Below are 19347 nucleotides of genomic sequence, written 5' to 3' on the forward strand. Positions count from 1 at the left end.
GTTTACCCCTCGGCTGCGACCCGGAATCCATTTTCCAGATCGGCAATTAAGTCTTCGCTATCTTCAATACCGGTTGAGATACGCAATAGCGTCTCAGAAATGCCCGCGGCGGCACGCGCTTCTGGCGCCATGCCCGCGTGGGTCATGGTGGCCGCATGGGAGATCAGGCTCTCTACCCCGCCCAGCGATTCCGCCAGAGTGAACAGCGACAGCCCGCTCAGGAAGCGGCGCAGCGTTTGTTCGTCGCCGTCGAGCTCAAAGCTCAGCATCGCGCCAAAGCCTTTCTGCTGGCGCGCGGCAATCTCATGGCCCTGGTTTTCCGGCAGAGAAGGATGATACAGCTTTTTGACCAGCGGTTGGCGTTTGAGGAAATCAACAATCGCATTGGCGTTACGCTGTGCCGCTTCCATACGTGGAGAAAGGGTGCGTAAGCCGCGCAGCAGCAGATAGCTGTCGAACGCGCCGCCGGTGACGCCGATATTATTTGCCCACCATGCCAGTTCTGTGACGGTGTCAGGATCTTTCGCAATCACCACGCCAGCCACCACGTCAGAGTGGCCATTGAGGTACTTGGTGCAGGAATGCAGCACCAGATCCGCACCCAGCGCCAGCGGGTTTTGCAGCGCCGGGCTGAGGAAGGTGTTATCCACGACGCTTACCGCGCCGGCCTCACGCGCCAGCTGGCAGATTTTCGCAATATCGACCACCCGCAGCAGCGGGTTGCTTGGGCTTTCGACCAGCACCAGCTTCGGTTTTTCTGCCAGCGCCGCTTTTAACGCCTCATCATTACCCTGATCGACAAACAGCACGCGATAGCAGCCGCGCTTTGCCAGACTGTCGAACAAACGATAGCTGCCGCCGTAGCAGTCATGAGGTGCCACCAGCAGATCGCCTGGCTTCAGGAAAACGGTCGTGACGAGGTGAATCGCCGACATGCCCGTATTGGTCAGGACCGCGCCCGCGCCGCCTTCCAGCTCCGCCAGCGCCCGCTGCACGACGTCACGCGTTGGATTACCGCGACGGGAATAGTCATGCGCACGCGGCTCGTTAAAACCGGTAAAGTTATAGGTACTGGAAAGATGAATCGGCGGGACAACACAACCATACTGCTCGTCGTCATTTAATCCGCTACGCACTGCGATGGTGGCCTGTTTACGGGTCATGAGGATTCGTTCCTGGCAAGGTCTGTGAAAAGTCAGCCCCCAGAGTAAACATTGTTGCAATAGCCGTCAATACATCTAGACATCTAAACCTCTTTGCGTATAGATTGAGCTATCGGCAAATAGCCGTTAAAATTATATGCATTAGCGCACATCTGCGAAGGCTAAGTTCGTGTCAGAGCAAGGTCTCTACGGTACACTACGCGCGATCATGGCCGTGTATCGGCCTGTTAACTAATGACTAGAGGATTAAAGGTATCTCATGGCTGAATGGAGCGGCGAATATATCAGCCCATACGCTGAGCACGGTAAGAAGAGTGAGCAAGTAAAAAAAATTACGGTTTCCATTCCTCTGAAGGTGTTGAAGATCCTCACCGATGAACGCACGCGTCGTCAGGTGAATAACCTGCGTCACGCCACCAACAGCGAACTGCTGTGTGAAGCGTTCCTGCATGCTTTTACCGGTCAACCGTTACCTAACGATGAAGACCTGCGAAAAGAGCGCAGCGATGAAATTCCGGAAGCGGCGAAAGAAATTATGCGTGAGCTGGGGATCGACCCGGAGACGTGGGAGTATTGATTCGATAAAAAAGCCGGGAAACGCCAACGTTTCCCGGCTTTTTTATTTTCAGCGGGCGCTATTTCACCTCAAACTCCGGCAGCGGCCGGGCGGCAATAAACTGCGCCACCGTTTCGCCGTCAGGAACCGCCGACAGCGCGCCCTTCTGCGTTGTCGCCAGTGCGCCACAGGCGCTAGCCTGGGCAACGGCCCGCTGTAGCTGTACGATATCACCCGGCATCCCGTGCCGCGCAATATGGCTGAGTAACCCTGCCATAAACGCATCCCCCGCCCCGGTGGTGTCGATACTCTCGACCCGATAGCCGCAGAAATGAATCACCTGCCCTTGCCACAGCACCATCGCGCCTTGTGCACCGTAGGTCACTATCTTTAACGCGGCGGGGTAAGACGCCAGCGCGGCGATCGCCTGACTGAAGTCCTGCGTTTGCGTTAACCAGTACCACTCTTCCTCGGAAAGCTTAAGGATGTCTGCCTGACAGGCCGAACCGTGCACCGTTTCCAGCATCTGTTGGGGATGGAGCCACATTTGCGCCCGCAGGTTAACGTCAAAACTCACCAACCCCTGATGATGTTGAATCTGCGCTACCGCCTCGCTTAAGGTCTGCCGACACGTTGGTGCCACCAGCGCCAGTGAACAGAAATGCAGAATATCGGCCCCCAGCGCGGGCAGCGCTTGTGTCGATAAAAACTGATCGGCGGATGGATTCACCAGAAACGTAAAGTCCCGTTCACCGCCCTTCCCCAGGGAAACCACCACCGTGCTCGTGCGGTGCTGGCTGTCCTGTTCCATTGCCGATGTGATCACGCCGTATTGCTGCAGCGTCTTGTACATCAGATGCCCGAACGGATCGTCACCCACGCGGCCAATAAAACCGCTGCGGCAGCCCAGACGAGCCGCGCCTGCCGCGACGTTCAACGGCGCGCCGCCGGGGCACACCTCGTAACGGGTCTCTGAGATCGGCAGGAGATCCGCCACCGCATCGCCCAGCGTCCAGATAGTCATAGCGTGCTCTCCTCTGTTTATTGATCCAACGGCCAATAGCCACCGTTACTGAGCATGGCGCTACCGTTACCGGCAAACAGCGACAGCTGGCGTTCCCCCTCTTGCGGGTAAATTCGGCTGCTCAGACAAGCTTCGCCGTCATTGACGAAGACTTCAATTGATGAGCGATCGATAAACACCCGCAGTTTCAATAATGCGGCCGCCGGTAACGCCACGCTGCGCACCCCCTCTAACGCATACTGCGGATAACGGCGTTCAAGCACCAGACGCTGCGCCTGGGTATCAACGTACAGCAGCAGCCCTTCACCGAGGGTAATACCGTAACGCTCCGCCGTCGCACCGTTTAATTCCCACGACAGTTCCAGCTCAACGGCCTGCGCATCATCCACAATCGGCGACGTTTGGTTTTTAAGCTGCTGCGCCAGCAGTGGATAATAACTGCCGCGCAGCGCCGCGACCTCTTCGGCTGGCACCATCCGCAAACGATGATCCGCACCGAGATAAATTTCGCGCGGTAGCGAGAGCATGCCGGCCCAGCCGTCCTGTTGCTCTGGCATCGGCGATTCCCACATATCCAGCCAGCCAATGACGATACGGCGACCATCCGGCGTGAGAAAACTTTGCGGCGCGTAAAAGTCATGGCCGTGATCCAGCTCGATAAATTCCCCGTCGGCGGCAAAAGTCTGCCCCGGCAGCCAGTCGCCGATTAAATAGCCGCTCTGGAACACGTTACGGTTGCGGTAGCCTTCCGCCGCCAGCCCCTGCGGTGAAAACATCAGCACGCGCTTGCCGTTGAGGGTGAAGAAGTCAGGGCATTCCCACATATAGCCCATGCCCGCGTTGGCCTGTGCAAGCACGCCTTCTTCCTGCCACTGATGCAGATCGGGCGAACGGAATAAACGTACCTGGCCAACATCACCCACACGTGCGCCGACGACCATGTACCAGTACTCACCCTCACGCCAGACCTTCGGATCGCGGAAATGATGCAGGCCCTCTGGCGTATCAACCACCTGCCCCTGGCGCTCGAAATGAATGCCGTCGCGACTGGTTGCCAGGCACTGTACCTGGTAGAGATTATCGTCGCTGCTCGGGTCGCCATGAAATTTATGCCCGGTGTAAATCAGCGCCAGCGTATCGCCATCCACCACCGCCGAACCGGAGAAACAGCCGTCTTTATCTTCAGGTCCCTCTGGCGCTAACGCCACCGGCAGATGTTCCCAGTGCACTAAGTCTTTACTCCGGGCGTGGCCCCAGTGCATGGGTCCCCACTGGTTCGAGTAAGGGTGGTGCTGATAAAACGCGTGATACCAACCGTCAAACCACACCAGCCCGTTAGGGTCGTTTATCCATCCGGCGCGCGCCGCCAGGTGATAGCGCGGATACCAGCGCGGGTTTAGCGTCGCGCTGCGTTTCTGAAGTGCTTGTTCAGCAAGGGCAATTGAAAATGTCATATTCTTCACTCTTAATTCAGACAGCAGAAGATTGTGTCAGCAGCGGTTCGGAAGCCGGTTTGCTGGCGCGTAACAGGAAAATGGAGATAAAGGTGGTGCAGAACACCAGGGCTCCCATAAACAGATAGGATTCGGCAAAGCCATATTTTTCATAGCTATAGCCAGCAAGAGGCGACAGCACGCTGGCGATAATCGAGCTGGTGCAGGCGAATCCCACCAGATAAAGCGTTGAGGAGAGGCGCTTGTCGAAATGGGCGCTGTTGTATTTGAAGATGGAGACCAGCAGTACCGGCAGCTCCACGCCATGCAGTAATTTAGTGAGAGAGATAAGCAGTGGCCCCTCAACCAGACCGGAGGCCACCATACGCAGCGCCATTACCATTCCGGCAAAAATTAACCCATTTTTAGCGCCAATACGGTTTACCAGCCACGGCGCGCAGAACATGCCTGCGGCCTCCAGAAAGACCTGGAACGAATTCAGGTAGCCATACATGGCGTTGCCTTCCTTCAACGTCGGGAACTGCGAGGAAAAATAGACAGGAAACTGCTGGTCATAGACGCTGTAAATGCAGGTGCCGACCACAAAAAACACCAGTGCCCAAAAGCGCGGCAGTGAAAGCAGGCGCAGCGCATCTTCCAGCTTCACTTAACCTTCCGCTCCTTCGGCCGCCGTCGATTGTGCGTCGGTAGGAACCGACAAACGTACCAGCAGAAAGAAAAAAATCAGCCCCGAGCAGCTCGCCACCGCAAAGTTCAGCTGCGGGTTGATGTTAAACAGCAGCCCGGCGAAAAACGTAGCTACCGCCCAGCCCAGAGAACCCCACATGCGCGCTTTACCAAACTCAAAATGCGTCTGGCGCGCCACGCGCTCGGTGTAGGATTCCAGCACGCCTATCCCGCCGTTAAAAGTCAGCCCAATGTAGATACCGCCAAAAATACTGCCGGCAAAAATATTTATTTTCAGCAAGTAACCAAACAGCAGATACGCCGGACCGGACAAAATCAGCAGCGCGGTGATGTACCAGAGCAGATGCTTTCGCAGACCCAGCTTATCCTGGATAAAGCCGTAACAAACTTGTGCAAACAGCGCTGAAACCGACAGCACGGCGTAAATAATCCCTGTGTCTCCGGCTTGTAGTCCCACTTCCTGATGGAGCCAGATAGAGAGTAATGAGCCAGAAGAGGACCAGGTAACAAAAAAGAAAAACAGTAAGGCGCTCAGTAACAGGTAGCTGCGTGAGTGATGTTCTTTCATCGTGGCAATCTCATCGTGGATTAACGCCGTGATGGTAACGTTAACAAAAAACATTCCTCATGTCGTTTTGTGACGATATTCGATGTTAATCACAAAAGTTAACGTTAACATAATGAAAATAGGATCGTGATCAAATATTTACCGCCGCGGGAAAAGAGCGGCGTTCACCAAAATAGCACGCAACCCTTTTACATCAGTAGGTTAGTGATATAGCGTATGGCACGACGCATGAGTGGAGTAAAAAAATGGCATCGTTAAAGGATGTGGCAAAACTGGCAAACGTCTCGCTGATGACCGTTTCGCGGGCCCTGAACTCCCCGGAGCGGCTCAAACCTGAGACATTGGCTCGCGTTCAGGCGGCCATTGCGCAAACCAACTACGTACCCGATCTCTCAGCGAAAAAAATTCGCGGCGCGCACGATACGCCGAAAACCATCGGCGTGCTGGCGCTCGATACCGTGACCACGCCCTTTTCGGTAGAAATTACGCTGTCGATTGAGGAAACCGCCCGCGCACACGGCTGGAACAGCTTTGTGGTGAATATGTTTTCCGACGATAGCCCGGACGCCATTGTTGACCTGCTGCTGTCGCATCGCCCTGGCGGTATCATCTATACCACGATGGGTCTACGCCAGGTACCGGTGCCCGCCAAACTGCTCACGCTCCCCTGCGTGCTGGCAAACTGTGAAAGCCTGCACCATCCGGTGGCCAGCTTTATCCCTGACGATGAACAAGGGCAGTACGTTGCCGTACAGGGGCTGCTCGCAGCAGGCTACAGACGCCCGCTGTGTCTGCATTTGCCTGAGAACCACCTTGCAACGGTTCGCCGCCGACGCGGCCTGGAACGCGCCTGTCAGGAAGCAGGGATCGACCCCGCCACGCTGACCCATTACTACATGGAATATGGCGACGCACACTATCGTGATATGCCAGCAAAAGTGCTGGAAAATATCGATGCGGGCCAACCACGATTTGATTCGGTTATCTGCGGTAACGATCGTATCGCCTTTATGGTTTATCAAACGCTGCTGGCGCAAGGGCTGCGGATACCTGAGGATGTCGCGGTGCTAGGCTATGACAATATGGTCGGTATTGGCGACCTGTTCCTGCCGCCGCTGTCAACGGTGCAGTTGCCGCACTATGAGATTGGGCGGCTCAGCGCGCTACACATCATTAATGGTGATACACATCGGAATACGATGCACGTCGACAGCCCGTGGATCCACGGTGCATCGATATAAAAAAACCGCCTTGAAGGCGGTTTTTTAGCATTTTTTTGCGTCTTAGAAGCGGGTGACTTCAGGATGAAGCTCAGACAGAGAGATCAGGTAAGATACAAACACGTTTTTCATTGCAGTCAGCATAATCACACCTTTACCCATAAAGTTATTGCGGTCATTTGATGGACAAATAGTAAGCGTCTTTCGATGACATCGCAACTTTTATGTGATTTAGATCACAAAATTTTTAGCACAAAATAACATCATCCCTACGTCATCCGCAGAGGGTCAGAAGTTATAACCCAGACCTATACGATAGCGCGTCTGGCGATCGTCAGTGGTGGTGGTGTTATAACCAGAAGAGACGTTACCCACCTCGAAGAATGGGATCCACGAATTAATATTGTACGCTACGCGGAAGTTGTATTCGTAATCGTCTTTACCGTTATTATAGAGATTCTCGCTGTCGGCCACCTTATAAATCCCGTTAAGTTCGAACATCCAGTTGTTTATATTATACCCCAGCCAGGCTTCCGGGCGATAAACGGTGCGATCGTCACGGCCATCACCATTGCGACGAGCATATTCGGTACGATAGCGGAATGCGGTCCACCAGTTATCGTTAATATTATACTGTACGCGAATATACGGCTTATAAATCGCCATATCATCACCCATCTCCACAGCGATACCCGGCTGCCAGATAAAGCCTTGCCACTCGAACTGATAGCTTGCTGTATATTCAGCGCTGTTCGATTCCATATTGTTCAGCGCATGATTTGATTCTTTATCATCAGAGCGCGACACCGCTTCTACCGCGACACCAAAGCCGGTAGCAAAGCGATTCGACATGTACACACGGTCGTAGTTACGACCATCATCGTAGTATTCATGACGATAGTCGACATATCCCGCATGGGCCGCGCCACATAATAAAGGCAGAAGTAAGAAGGCGTATTTTGTTTTCATAATAATTACTCTTAAAAATATCAGCAATCAGTCCCATAATCCCTACTAATTAAAGCGGAGTATAAAAGGCTGTTTCGTATTCCATACTGTTACGCTGAGAGTTTATTTTGTAATTGATAGAAACACCTTTTTATTATTGCCATCAGAAATTTAAAAATGGCAAAAAAGACAGAGTAAATAAGATGAAGATCACCAACAAAAACAATTACCCGCACCTATATTAGATACGATTTATCATATTAAAAATATATTTCATCAGGCCACGAATATTTTTCGAGGGATGAATATCGAATGCGGTATTGATTTACCTTATTCTTTAAAATATCTATTCACGGTTTTGATTTAAAATCGAGGAAGAATAACTGTCACGCCGGGCGATCGCGAGGCACAAAAAAAGCGCCCTAAGGCGCTTTTTTCGCTTGGCAACTTACTTGCTGCCTGGGATGCTGAAACGCTTGTTGAAGCGGTCAACACGGCCACCGGTAGCAACATCACGCTGCTTGCCAGTATAGAACGGGTGGCATTTACCGCACACGTCCAGGTTCAGATCGTGACCGACGGTAGAGCGGATTTTCATCACGTTACCGCAAGAACAGGTAGCAGTAACTTCTTCGTATTTCGGGTGAATATCTTTTTTCATGGGAAAACCTCGGTTAAGGCCGCGTCGCTCTTCCAGCCCTAACGCCAGACACCACGCGATGTTGATAGTAAGTTTCCTGATGCCAAAATGCATCAAAGGCGGCGAATCATACAGAATTTGACCAGCAGATGCAAACTGATCCGCGCTCCCTTACCACAATGTGTATACTGTCTCGCCAGATTTCAAGTCAGGAAGAAATTATGCCCGTTGCCCACGTCGCCCTGCCTGTTCCGCTGCCCCGTACGTTCGACTACCTGCTGCCTGATTCCCTCAGCGCCAAAGCGGGCTGCCGCGTACGCGTGCCGTTCGGCAAACAGGAGCGCGTCGGCATCGTGGTCTCCGTCAACGAAAGCAGCGAGCTGCCGCGCGATGAGCTCAAAGCGGTGCTCGACGTGCTGGACGGCGAATCGGTATTCTCCCACTCCGTCTGGCGTCTGCTGCTGTGGGCAGCGGAGTACTACCATCATCCGATTGGCGACGTCCTGTTCCACGCCCTGCCGATTATGCTACGCCAGGGGAAACCCGCCAGCGCCACGCCGCAGTGGTTCTGGTTTGCCACCGAACAGGGGCAGGCGGTCGACATCAATAGCCTGAAGCGATCGCCGAAACAGCAGCAGGCGCTGGCCGCGCTACGTCAGGGGAAAATATGGCGTCATCAGGTAGCGGAGCTGGAATTTAATGAAAGCGCCATGCAGGCGCTGCGCACCAAAGGCCTGTGCGAGCTGGGTAGCCTGGCGCCGGAAACGGTCGACTGGCGCGCAACCTACTCGGTGCCGGGTGAGCGCCTGCGTTTGAATACCGAACAGGCGACCGCCGTGGGCGCAATCCACAGCGCGTCTGACGAGTTTTCAGCATGGCTGCTGGAAGGGGTGACCGGCTCAGGCAAAACGGAAGTCTATCTCAGCGTGCTCGAAAACGTGCTCGCCAAAGGCAAGCAGGCGCTGGTGATGGTGCCGGAAATCGGCCTGACGCCGCAGACCATTGCGCGCTTTCGCGAACGCTTTAACGCCCCGGTAGAAGTGCTGCATTCAGCGCTTAACGATAGCGAACGTCTCGCCGCCTGGCTGAAGGCCAGAAGCGGCGAAGCAGCTATCGTCATTGGCACTCGCTCATCGCTGTTTACGCCGTTTAAAAACCTCGGCGTGATTGTCATTGATGAAGAACACGACAGTTCCTACAAACAACAGGAAGGCTGGCGATACCATGCCCGCGATCTGGCCGTGTGGCGCGCGCACAGCGAACAAATTCCTATCATCCTTGGCTCGGCAACCCCCGCATTAGAAACGCTGCTCAACGTCCGCCAGCACAAATATCGCCTGCTGCGCTTAACCCGCCGCGCGGGTAACGCGCGCCCGGCAACGCAGCACGTGCTCGATCTGAAAGGCCAGCACCTTCAGGCCGGGCTTTCGCCCGCGCTGATTAACCGTATGCGCCAGCATTTGCAGGCCGATAATCAGGTCATTTTATTTCTTAACCGCCGAGGCTTTGCCCCGACGCTGCTGTGCCACGACTGCGGCTGGATTGCCGAGTGCCCGCGCTGCGATAGCTACTATACGCTGCACCAGGCACAGCATCACCTGCGCTGCCACCACTGCGACAGCCAGCGGCCCATTCCGCGCCAGTGCCCTTCCTGTGGTTCAACGCACCTGGTGCCCGTGGGGCTGGGAACGGAACAGCTTGAACAGGCTCTGGCGCCTATGTTCCCCGGCGTCCCGCTGTCGCGCATTGACCGCGACACCACCAGCCGCAAAGGCGCGCTGGAGCAGCACCTGGCGGAAGTGCATCGCGGCGGCGCACGTATTCTGATCGGCACGCAGATGCTGGCAAAGGGCCACCATTTCCCGGACGTGACGCTGGTTGCCCTGCTGGACGTCGACGGCGCGCTTTTCTCTGCCGACTTCCGCTCTGCGGAACGCTTTGCCCAGCTGTATACCCAGGTCTCCGGCCGCGCCGGACGCGCGGGTAAACAGGGAGAGGTGGTGCTGCAAACCCACCATCCGGATCACCCACTGCTGCAAACGCTGCTCTATAAAGGCTATAACGCCTTTGCCGAACAGGCGCTGGCCGAACGCCAGACCATGCAGCTGCCGCCGTATACCAGCCATGTCCTGATCCGCGCGGAAGACCATAACAACCAGCAGGCCCCCATTTTCCTACAGCAGCTGCGTAATCTGATTCAGGCCAGCCCGCTGGCGGACGACAAGCTATGGGTGCTGGGCCCGGTTCCGTCGCTGGCGCCCAAGCGCGGCGGCCGCTATCGCTGGCAAATCCTGCTTCAGCATCCGTCGCGCGTGCGTTTGCAGCATATCGTCACCGGTACGCTGGCGCTCATCAATACGCTCCCGGAATCCCGCAAAGTGAAGTGGGTTCTCGACGTTGACCCGATAGAAGGTTAATTCAGAGTTGCGAGCGGGATCGTGGAATCAAACAATCATCACACTTTTGATGAAAATTCTGTAACAGATCTCCCTAACTATCTGATAAAAGTGTGTCAGATGTCAGGTCACAAAGGACGTGCCTGCGCCAGTGAGTGAGGAGAGAATCAGGTGAAGGCTAAAAAACCGGTTGTTGCCGCAACCATGAAAGATGTTGCCCTGCAGGCGAATGTCTCTACGGCAACCGTATCCCGTGCATTGATGAACCCAGAGAAGGTCTCGCAGGCAACGCGTAATCGCGTCGAGCAGGCGGCGCTGGAGGTGGGGTATCTCCCGCAAATGCAGGGGCGTAACATGAAGCGCAACGAGTCACGCACCATCCTGGTGATTGTCCCGGATATTTGCGATCCCTTCTTTAGCGAAGTGATCCGCGGGATCGAGGTCACCGCAGCGGCGCAGGGCTATCTGGTGCTGATTGGCGACTGTGCTCATCAGAATCAGCAGGAAAAAACCTTCATCGATTTAATCATCACCAAGCAGATTGACGGCATGCTGCTGCTCGGCTCGCGTCTGCCGTTCGATGCCAGTATCGAAGAGCAGCGCAACCTGCCGCCGATGGTCATGGCCAACGAATTTGCGCCAGAACTGGGCCTGCCGACCGTACACATCGACAACCTCACTGCCGCCTTTAACGCCGTTAACTATCTGCACGAGCTGGGTCATCAGCGCATTGGCTGCATCGCCGGGCCGGAAGAAATGCCGCTGTGCCACTACCGTCTTCAGGGCTACGTTCAGGCGCTGCGCCGCTGCGGTATTACCGTCGATCCCCACTACATTGCCCGCGGCAACTTTACCTATGAAGCGGGTGCCAGCGCGCTGGAACAGCTGCTGGCGCTGCCGCAGCCACCGACCGCAGTGTTCTGCCACAGCGACATTATGGCGCTGGGCGCGCTCTCGTTTGCTAAACGCCGGGGCCTTAAAATACCCGACGATCTGTCCATCATCGGCTTCGATAACATCTCGCTGGCCGAGTTCTGCGATCCGCCGTTAACCACCGTCTCTCAGCCGCGCTTTGATATCGGCCGAGAAGCCATGCTGCTGCTGTTAAACCAGCTGAGCGGGAAGTTTGTTGATAGCGGTTCGCGTCTTCTTGACTGTGAACTGATCGTTCGCGGCAGTACAAGTAAAATATGATGTAAAGCGGGGTCCTTTAGGACTTGCTTGTCTGGTCAAAGCCCCGCCGCTTAAGTAACATGTCGGGCTAACTAACGGAAAAAGACAGCGAAACGATAGTGGCACAACGAGACTATGTACGCCGGGGCCAGCAGGCACCTTCGCGGCGCAAGAACAGCGCTTCACGGAATACACGGAAAAAGCAGAGTAACTTTCCGGCAGTCTCTCCTGCCATGGTGGCGATTGCTGCTGCGGTAGTGGTCGCTTTTATCGGCGGTTTGTACTTCATCACGCACCATAAAAAAGAAGACTCGGAATCTCTGCAAAGCCGCCAGATGACCGGTAACGGCCTGCCGCCGAAGCCGGAAGAGCGCTGGCGCTATATCAAAGAGCTGGAAAGCCGCCAGCCAGGCGTGCGTGCGCCAACGGAACCGTCCGCGGGCGGGGAAGTGATTAACCCTAATCAGCTGACCGACGAACAGCGCCAGCTGCTGGCCCAGATGCAGGCGGATATGCGCCAACAGCCAACGCAGCTGACCGAAGTACCGTGGAACGAGCAAACGCCAGCCCAACGCCAGCAAACGCTACAGCGTCAGCGCCTTGCTCAGCAGCAGGTTCAGCAGCAACAACAGCAACAGTGGACGCAAACGCAGCCGGTCCAGGCGCCGCAGACGCAAACTCGCGCGACGCAGCCGGTGCAGCAGCCGCGTCAAACGCAAACGCAGCAGCCAAAAGCGGTCGCATCCAACTCGCCGTATCAGGATCTGCTGCAAACGCCAGCGCATACGACATCACAGCCTAAAACGCAGGCCGCCGCGCCGGTGACGCATGACACCACGCCGCCAAAAGCGAGCGAGAAAAAAGACGAACGTCGCTGGATGGTCCAGTGCGGTTCGTTTAAAGGCGCGGAACAGGCGGAAACCGTCCGTGCCCAGCTGGCGTTTGAAGGATTTGACTCGAAGATCACCACCAACAACGGCTGGAATCGCGTGGTCATCGGGCCGGTCAAAGGTAAGGATAACGCCGACAGCACCATCGCCCGTCTGAAGATGGCCGGTCACGGAAACTGCATTAGGCTCGCTACCGGGGGTTGAAACCCCTAAAAACCCCCCCATTTATACTTACATTCTGCCCCGTACGCGGTACGGGGCCCCTACATCCGTATTTGTAAGAAGGGGTCTGCTCGTGACAACAATAGTAAGTGTTCGCCGTAACGGCCACGTCGTAATCGCCGGTGATGGCCAGGCCACGCTGGGCAATACCGTCATGAAAGGCAACGTGAAAAAAGTTCGCCGTCTGTACAACGACAAAGTGATCGCTGGCTTTGCAGGCGGCACTGCGGACGCCTTCACGCTGTTTGAACTGTTTGAACGTAAACTGGAAATGCACCAGGGCCATCTGGTCAAAGCCGCCGTTGAGCTGGCGAAAGACTGGCGTACCGACCGGATGCTACGCAAGCTGGAAGCCCTGCTGGCGGTCGCGGACGAAACCGCCTCTCTCATCATCACCGGCAACGGTGACGTCGTGCAGCCAGAAAATGACCTGATTGCTATCGGCTCCGGCGGCCCGTATGCCCAGGCCGCGGCCCGTGCGCTGCTGGAAAATACCGAGCTTGGCGCCCGTGAAATTGCTGAAAAAGCGTTGGATATTGCAGGCGATATCTGCATTTACACCAACCATTTCCATACCATTGAAGAATTACCGTCTAAGGCGTAAGGATCTCCCATGTCTGAAATGACCCCACGCGAAATTGTCAGCGAACTGGACAAACACATCATCGGCCAGGACGCAGCAAAGCGTTCCGTGGCTATCGCCTTACGTAACCGCTGGCGCCGTATGCAGCTTGATGAAGAGCTGCGCCACGAAGTTACGCCGAAAAACATTCTGATGATTGGCCCGACCGGCGTTGGTAAAACCGAAATTGCCCGTCGCCTGGCGAAGCTCGCCAACGCGCCGTTCATCAAAGTTGAAGCGACCAAGTTCACCGAAGTGGGCTATGTCGGTAAAGAAGTGGACTCCATCATCCGCGATCTGACCGACTCAGCGATCAAGATGGTGCGCGTTCAGTCCATCGAGAAAAACCGCTACCGTGCCGAAGAAATGGCCGAAGAGCGCATTCTCGACGCGCTGATCCCACCGGCCAAAAACAACTGGGGCCAGGCTGAACAGCCGTCTGAACCTTCTGCCGCACGCCAGGCGTTCCGTAAAAAGCTGCGCGAAGGCCAGCTGGACGACAAAGAGATTGAAATCGATCTCGCCGCCGCGCCGATGGGCGTAGAAATCATGGCACCTCCGGGCATGGAAGAGATGACCAGCCAGCTGCAGTCTATGTTCCAGAACCTGGGCGGCCAGAAGCAGAAACCGCGTAAGCTGAAAATCAAAGATGCGATGAAGCTCCTGATTGAAGAAGAAGCGGCGAAGCTGGTGAATCCAGAAGAGCTGAAGCAAGACGCAATTGATGCGGTTGAGCAGCACGGTATCGTGTTTATCGATGAGATCGATAAAATCTGTAAGCGCGGCGAATCATCCGGCCCGGACGTATCTCGCGAAGGCGTACAGCGCGATCTGCTGCCGCTGGTCGAAGGCTGCACCGTCTCCACCAAACACGGTATGGTCAAAACCGACCACATTCTGTTTATTGCTTCCGGTGCATTCCAGGTGGCGAAGCCGTCCGATCTGATTCCGGAGCTGCAGGGCCGTCTGCCGATTCGCGTTGAGCTGCAGGCGCTGACCACCAGCGACTTCGAACGTATCCTGACCGAACCAAACGCGTCGGTTACCGTACAGTACAAAGCGCTGATGGCAACCGAAGGCGTGAATATCGAGTTCACCGAATCCGGTATCAAACGCATTGCCGAAGCGGCGTGGCAGGTGAACGAAACCACCGAAAACATCGGTGCGCGTCGTCTGCATACCGTTCTGGAGCGTCTGATGGAAGATATCTCCTATGACGCCAGCGACCTCAACGGCCAGAGCATCACAATTGATGCGGAATACGTGAGCAAACATCTGGATGCATTAGTCGCAGATGAAGATCTGAGCCGTTTTATCCTATAATCGCGGTCACTGCATTTTCATCTTTAATTGATGGGGCTGAAAAGCCCCATTTTTATTGGCTGATTACTAATGACAAATACACCTGTGAGCCGCACCCAGGCCTGGCTGGAAAGCCTGCGCCCTAAAACCTTACCGCTGGCCTGCGCGGCGATTATCGTCGGTACCGCACTCGCCTGGTGGCAGGGCCACTTTGACGCCATCGTCGCCGTACTGGCGCTGATTACCGCCAGCCTGCTGCAAATTCTTTCTAACCTCGCCAACGACTACGGCGATGCGGTCAAAGGCAGCGACAAGCCGGACCGCATCGGGCCACTGCGCGGGATGCAAAAAGGGGTGATTACCCAGGCGCAGATGAAGCGCGCGTTGATCGTCACCGTCGGCCTGATCTGCGTTTCCGGCCTTGCCCTGCTGTTTAGTGCGTCGCAGACTCCCGGCGATTTCATTGGCTTCCTCGTGCTGGGTCTGCTGGCGATTATCGCCGCCATCACCTACACCGTCGGCACGCGTCCGTACGGCTACATTGGCCTCGGCGACGTTTCAGTGCTGATCTTCTTCGGCTGGCTGAGCGTAATTGGCAGCTGGTATTTACAAACGCATAGCCTGAGCAGCGCGATTATCCTGCCGGCCACCGCCTGCGGCCTGCTGGCGACAGCAGTGCTCAATATCAACAACCTGCGCGATATCGACAGCGACCGTGAAAACGGCAAAAACACCCTGGCGGTGCGCTTAGGGCCGGTTAACGCCCGCCGCTACCACGTTTGTCTGCTGATGGGGACGCTGGTTTGCCTGGCACTGTTTAACCTGCTGTCACTGCACAGTCCGTGGGGCTGGCTGTTTATTCTCAGCACCCCGCTGCTGGTGAAGCAGGCCCGCTACGTGCTGCGCGAACGCTCACCGCAGGCAATGCCGCCGATGCTTGAGCGGACGGTCAAAGGCGCGCTGCTGACTAACCTGCTGTTCGTTATCGGTATTGTGCTCAGCAAGACGCTGGCTTAACTGACAAATATCAATTAACAATTGATGATTTTGCCAACAATGCATAGAGCGCGATATACTAAAATCACTCGCAGCAACTGAGCGTTAATCCTATGAAATACGATACTTCCGAGCTTTGCGACATCTACCAGGAAGATGTCAACGTAGTAGAACCCCTGTTCTCTAACTTTGGCGGACGGTTGTCGTTCGGTGGGCAAATCATCACCGTAAAATGTTTCGAGGATAACGGGTTGCTGTACGATCTGCTCGAACAGAACGGCCGTGGCCGCATTCTGCTGGTCGACGGCGGCGGTTCAGTCCGTCGCGCGCTGATCGACGCCGACCTTGCCCGTCTGGCCACGCAAAACGAGTGGGAAGGTATTGTGGTCTACGGCGCGGTGCGCCAGGTTGACGATCTGGAAGAGCTGGACATCGGCATCCAGGCCATTGCAGCCATTCCGGTTGGAGCGGCGGGTGAAGGCATCGGCGAAAGCGACGTACGCGTCAATTTCGGCGGGGTAACCTTCTTCTCCGGCGATCATCTGTATGCTGACAATACCGGTATTATTCTGTCGGAAGATGCGCTGGATATTGAATAACCCCTGCCAACAAAAAAGCCTTCTCAACGAGAAGGCTTTTTTTTTATCCGCTATTTTTACAGCGTCAATTAGTACAGCTGTTTAGCGCATTCCAGCCAGTCACCTTTGAACGGACGCTTCATGTTTTCAATCGCGTCGATGATGTCGTGGTGAACCAGTTTTTCGTTCTGAATACCGACGCAGCGGCCGCCGTAGCCCTGCTGCAGCAGTTCAATCGCGTACGCGCCCATACGGGACGCCAGGATGCGGTCGTAAGGCACCGGGGAACCGCCGCGCTGAATGTGGCCCAGTACGGTGGCGCGGGTTTCACGGCCGGTTTCCGCTTCGATAAAGTGGGCCAGCTCGTCAACGTCGCACATGTGCTCGGTAATAGCCACGATCGCGTGTTTTTTACCTTTCGCGATGCCCGCTTTGATTTCCGCAACCAGATCGTCACGCTTAAATTCGATTTCCGGCACGACGATAAACTCACAGCCGCCAGCAATCGCTGCCGCCAGGGTCAGATCGCCGCAGTAGCGGCCCATGACTTCAACCACGGAAATACGCTGGTGAGAAGAAGAGGTGTCGCGCAGGCGGTCAATCGCTTCTACCACGGTGCTCAGCGCGGTGAAGAAGCCGATGGTGTAGTCGGTGCCTTTGATGTCGTTATCGATGGTGCCCGGCAGACCGATGCACGGGAAGCCCATTTCGGTCAGACGCATGGCGCCCATGTAGGAGCCGTCGCCGCCGATCACAACCAGCGCATCAATACCGCGGTTTTTCAGGTTTTCAATAGCCACGTTACGGACGTTTTCGTCGCGGAATTCCGGGAAACGTGCGGAGCCCAGGAAGGTGCCACCGCGGTTGATCATGTCGGACACGCTGTAACGGTCAAGCGGAACCATACGATCTTCATACAGGCCCAGGTAACCGTCGTAGACGCCCATCACTTCCAGGCCTTCCGTCAACGCTGCGCGCACAACGCCGCGAATGGCGGCGTTCATGCCTGGCGCATCACCGCCACTTGTCAACACACCGATTTTCTTAATCATGACTACCTCTGAACTTAGGAATGCTAATAATTAATTCTTCTGCCCGAAGCGCTCCCGATGTAGGGGGGAGAGAACGACGCTATCTAGAGATAGTATATCAAGCGCTTCTTGCTGAATTGATTCAGGTCAGGCTAACCGGCGGTTATTTATACAAATAATGCCGATTTAGCTCACACTTTGTACAACCACTACGAAAGTTCAAATGCTGCTGCCCTGTGGCACGACAGAGCATGGGTCCTGGTGAATAATCACGTCGGAACCGGGAAAACGCTGCAAAATCGCCTGCTCCACCTGGTCAGCAACATAATGCGCCTGAACCAGCGGCAGGTTATCTTCCATTTCCAGATGGATTTGAATAAAGCGGGTCGGCCCTGACTGCCGCGTACGGAGATCGTGAGCACCGCTCACGCCAGGCCAGGCGGTCACGATGTCGATAATTTCCTGACGTTCCTCATCGGGCAACGCGCGATCCAGCAGCGACTGAACCGCTTCATACCCCATGCGCAACGCGCTATATAGAATATAGATGCCAATTCCTAATGCAAACAGCGCATCGGCACGATGCCAGCCGTACCAGGAAAGGCCAAGCGCAATCAGAATGGCGCCGTTCATCATAACATCAGACTGATAGTGGAGCATATCTGCCCGCACGGCCTGACTTTGCGTTCTTCGCACCACCCAGCGCTGAAACGTGACCAGAATCAGGGTGCTAATGAGCGCAATCACCGTCACAATCACGCCAATACCAGGCTGGCTCATGGGTGTCGGCCGCGCCAGATGCTCAATACCGGTCAGGAACAGGAACAACGCTGAACCGGAAATAAACATACTTTGCGCCAGCGCTGCCAGCGATTCCGCTTTGCCGTGACCAAATGTGTGCTCTTCATCGGCCGGCTGCAGCGAATAGCGCACCACCAGCAGGTTAGTCAGCGAAGCGGCGATATCCACCAGCGAGTCCACCAGCGCAGCCAGAATACTCACAGAGCCGGTCAGCCACCATGCAAAAATTTTAATCACCAGTAACAGTGAGGCCATCACCGTTGCCGCAATTGCCGCGCGGCTGACCAATCGGCCATAAGATTGATTCATAAACACTCCTGACTTCAGATCTGCGTAGTATAGCGGAATGTTTAAGCGCCGTGATGTGACAAATTCAGGACAAAAAAAACCCCCTCATCATGAGGGGGAAGACAGGGATGGTGTCTATGGCAAGGAAAAACAGGGTTTGTTACTGGTTGCTACGGGTATTGCTACTAAACAGATTCACATTCGAATCTTGTTGCATCCGTGCAACGTCACGCAGCTGCTCCATTCGCTGCTGGTGATTCTCATTTAAAGCCGCTTGCTGCTCTGGCGTAAGCAAGCGGTACATCTGATTGCGAACCTTTGCCATTTCAACCTGGCGGTTCACCTGCTCCTCGGCCATTTTCTCGGCCTGGGCGCGCACAGCGGCTTCATCAAATTTTTCTGCGGTGACAAGGCGATGCATTGTCTCCATTTCGCTAACATTAACAGGTGGACGATCGTGTCGTGCCCGTTGCATCAGATCGCGCATCTGTTGACGTTGATGTTCGGTTAAACTAATACCGTCGAACATATGGCCCTGGCCGTTTCTCAGCGGGTTATTTTCCGCCGGGTGCCAGTTAACGCTGGTGACGACTTCATCGGCCTGGCTTAGTGCACTGAATGCCAGCGTTGAGGCCATGACGGCAGCGATAACATTGCGCATCACATGCTCCCAAAAACTTTTGTGTCGCGATTCAACGAGAGACAGTTTACGATTCAGGCTGAAAACATGCGTCAGGGGGTGTAAAACAACGTAAAGTCATGGATTAGCTGGCTCTGATGACGTAATT

General features: G+C 55.2%; 17 protein-coding genes and 2 pseudogenes. 9 read left to right on the forward strand and 10 right to left on the reverse strand.

What is annotated here, in order from left to right; all coding sequences use genetic code 11:
• Positions 1-2: 2 nt before the first annotated feature.
• Positions 3-1163, reverse strand: coding sequence for a cystathionine gamma-synthase (gene metB / locus V6942_RS20155; protein WP_182929721.1), 1161 nt, complete (start codon positions 1161-1163; stop codon positions 3-5).
• A gap of 259 nt (positions 1164-1422) precedes the next feature.
• Here metB and metJ point away from each other — a divergent pair, with 259 nt between their 5' ends.
• Positions 1423-1740 carry a met regulon transcriptional regulator MetJ gene (gene metJ, locus V6942_RS20160; RefSeq protein ID WP_012907792.1) on the forward strand — a complete coding sequence of 106 codons (318 nt, stop codon included), beginning with the start codon at positions 1423-1425 and terminating at the stop codon, positions 1738-1740.
• A 58-nt stretch (positions 1741-1798) separates the two neighbouring features.
• On the opposite strand, the gene V6942_RS20165 is transcribed toward metJ, so the two are convergent.
• From V6942_RS20165 to V6942_RS20180, 4 genes and pseudogenes are all read right to left on the reverse strand, one after another.
• Positions 1799-2743 carry an aminoimidazole riboside kinase gene (locus tag V6942_RS20165; RefSeq protein WP_333501742.1) on the reverse strand — a complete coding sequence of 315 codons (945 nt, stop codon included), beginning with the start codon at positions 2741-2743 and terminating at the stop codon, positions 1799-1801.
• Between the two features lie 17 nt (positions 2744-2760).
• Entirely contained in the window at positions 2761-4197 is a 1437-nt protein-coding gene (locus tag V6942_RS20170) for a glycoside hydrolase family 32 protein (RefSeq protein ID WP_182929722.1), read from the reverse strand.
• 16 nt (positions 4198-4213) lie between these two features.
• Positions 4214-5452: pseudogene (locus V6942_RS20175) on the reverse strand (MFS transporter).
• 60 nt (positions 5453-5512) lie between these two features.
• Positions 5513-5590, reverse strand: a pseudogene (locus V6942_RS20180) (hypothetical protein); the annotation flags it as partial.
• 107 nt (positions 5591-5697) lie between these two features.
• Between V6942_RS20180 and V6942_RS20185 the strand changes: the two are divergent.
• A complete protein-coding gene (locus V6942_RS20185) occupies positions 5698-6693 on the forward strand; it encodes a LacI family DNA-binding transcriptional regulator (RefSeq protein ID WP_333501743.1) in 996 nt (331 codons plus the stop codon).
• A gap of 267 nt (positions 6694-6960) precedes the next feature.
• On the opposite strand, the gene V6942_RS20190 is transcribed toward V6942_RS20185, so the two are convergent.
• Together V6942_RS20190 and rpmE are read right to left on the reverse strand one after the other, a co-directional pair.
• Positions 6961-7641 carry an oligogalacturonate-specific porin KdgM family protein gene (locus V6942_RS20190; protein ID WP_106929364.1) on the reverse strand — a complete coding sequence of 227 codons (681 nt, stop codon included), beginning with the start codon at positions 7639-7641 and terminating at the stop codon, positions 6961-6963.
• A 427-nt stretch (positions 7642-8068) separates the two neighbouring features.
• The gene (rpmE, locus tag V6942_RS20195) at positions 8069-8281 is read right to left on the reverse strand and encodes a 50S ribosomal protein L31 (RefSeq protein ID WP_106929362.1); all 213 of its coding nucleotides are present in this window, start codon (positions 8279-8281) and stop codon (positions 8069-8071) included.
• A gap of 200 nt (positions 8282-8481) precedes the next feature.
• Here rpmE and priA point away from each other — a divergent pair, with 200 nt between their 5' ends.
• The 7 genes from priA to rraA all read left to right on the forward strand — a co-directional run bounded on the left by priA (position 8482) and on the right by rraA (position 16460).
• Entirely contained in the window at positions 8482-10677 is a 2196-nt protein-coding gene (priA, locus tag V6942_RS20200) for a primosomal protein N' (protein WP_182929724.1), read from the forward strand.
• A gap of 150 nt (positions 10678-10827) precedes the next feature.
• Complete coding sequence (gene cytR, locus V6942_RS20205; RefSeq protein WP_182929725.1) at positions 10828-11850, forward strand: DNA-binding transcriptional regulator CytR; 1023 nt, start codon at positions 10828-10830, stop codon at positions 11848-11850.
• A gap of 98 nt (positions 11851-11948) precedes the next feature.
• Positions 11949-12923: a cell division protein FtsN gene (ftsN, locus tag V6942_RS20210; protein WP_106929357.1), complete on the forward strand. Its 975-nt coding sequence runs from the start codon at positions 11949-11951 to the stop codon at positions 12921-12923.
• A gap of 91 nt (positions 12924-13014) precedes the next feature.
• Positions 13015-13545, forward strand: a complete 531-nt coding sequence (gene hslV, locus V6942_RS20215; RefSeq protein WP_103779960.1) for an ATP-dependent protease subunit HslV — start codon at positions 13015-13017, stop codon at positions 13543-13545.
• 9 nt (positions 13546-13554) lie between these two features.
• Complete coding sequence (gene hslU, locus V6942_RS20220) at positions 13555-14886, forward strand: HslU--HslV peptidase ATPase subunit (protein WP_106929355.1); 1332 nt, start codon at positions 13555-13557, stop codon at positions 14884-14886.
• A 69-nt stretch (positions 14887-14955) separates the two neighbouring features.
• Positions 14956-15882, forward strand: coding sequence for a 1,4-dihydroxy-2-naphthoate polyprenyltransferase (gene menA / locus V6942_RS20225; protein ID WP_106929353.1), 927 nt, complete (start codon positions 14956-14958; stop codon positions 15880-15882).
• Positions 15883-15974: 92 nt separating this feature from the next.
• Complete coding sequence (gene rraA / locus V6942_RS20230) at positions 15975-16460, forward strand: ribonuclease E activity regulator RraA (protein WP_035892355.1); 486 nt, start codon at positions 15975-15977, stop codon at positions 16458-16460.
• A 68-nt stretch (positions 16461-16528) separates the two neighbouring features.
• On the opposite strand, the gene pfkA is transcribed toward rraA, so the two are convergent.
• The 3 genes from pfkA to cpxP all read right to left on the reverse strand — a co-directional run bounded on the left by pfkA (position 16529) and on the right by cpxP (position 19220).
• Positions 16529-17491, reverse strand: a complete 963-nt coding sequence (pfkA, locus tag V6942_RS20235) for a 6-phosphofructokinase (protein ID WP_106929346.1) — start codon at positions 17489-17491, stop codon at positions 16529-16531.
• 198 nt (positions 17492-17689) lie between these two features.
• Entirely contained in the window at positions 17690-18580 is an 891-nt protein-coding gene (fieF, locus tag V6942_RS20240; RefSeq protein WP_106929344.1) for a CDF family cation-efflux transporter FieF, read from the reverse strand.
• A gap of 139 nt (positions 18581-18719) precedes the next feature.
• Positions 18720-19220, reverse strand: a complete 501-nt coding sequence (gene cpxP, locus V6942_RS20245; RefSeq protein WP_106929342.1) for a cell-envelope stress modulator CpxP — start codon at positions 19218-19220, stop codon at positions 18720-18722.
• Positions 19221-19347: the final 127 nt, after the last annotated feature.

The organism is Kluyvera genomosp. 2 (assembly GCF_036759865.1).
Lineage (GTDB): Bacteria > Pseudomonadota > Gammaproteobacteria > Enterobacterales > Enterobacteriaceae > Kluyvera > Kluyvera ascorbata_B.